The sequence below is a fragment of the Halalkalibaculum sp. DA384 genome (genome assembly GCF_043951955.1).
Classification (GTDB): Bacteria; Bacteroidota; Rhodothermia; order Balneolales; family Balneolaceae; genus JAMQKA01.
This window is the reverse complement of the sequence record NZ_JBINJE010000104.1, coordinates 1-717: the sequence shown is the minus strand read 5'-3', so window position 1 is coordinate 717 and position 717 is coordinate 1. Positions and strand designations below refer to the sequence as shown.

Here is a 717-nt window from a genome sequence, read left to right as displayed (position 1 = left end):
GCCGTTTCGATGGAAGCGCGATACAGTTTAAACGACAGTACGCTTCACTTCTTTATTGAGCCGCAAAAAGTCAATCATTTTAAACAATAACAGGTAACTACGGGATAGTACTATGTTTAATAAATACAGTATAGGGATACTTGTTCTTTTCATCGTGCTGGGATGGTCTTCTGCCGCCGGGGGACAAGTTCTGGTGGATAATTTTGCAAATGAAAACCAACACAATTTGGGGCAATCCAGCTCTCAAGAGCTTCTTCAAACGAAGATATCATTGAGTGTCAACAATCTGTCCTTGAAAAATGTATTACATAAAGTTCAGCGAAAAAGCGGTGTCCATCTTTTTTATACCCGGGACATGCTACAGGGGAATCCAAAGGTTTCCCTCCAATTTGAAGAAGAAAGCCTTGGAAAAATACTTGACCGATTACTAAAACCACAAGGGCTGGACTATTGGGCGACGGGCAGGTATATCATCCTTCAGAAAAAGCAGCGGACTCCAATTCTGGAAACTGTTAGTGGGCAAGTTACCGATGCATCCTCAGGAGACCCGTTGCCCGGGGTTAATGTGGTGATTAAGGGGACGACACAGGGAACAGCTACAGGTTCTGATGGAGAGTATGAGCTGCCAGTTAATAGTCTTCAAGATACGCTTGTGTTTTCGTTCATTGGTTATCAAACACGGGAAGTTCCAATCAATGGGAGAACACAAATTGACGC

The 717-nt window shown here is 43.4% G+C and carries 1 protein-coding gene; it reads left to right on the top strand.

Translation table 11 applies throughout. From position 1 onward, the window contains the following. Positions 1-112 precede the first annotated feature (112 nt). On the top strand, positions 113-717 hold a 605-nt coding region (locus ACG2E4_RS18450), incomplete at its 3' end, for a carboxypeptidase-like regulatory domain-containing protein (RefSeq protein ID WP_395262591.1).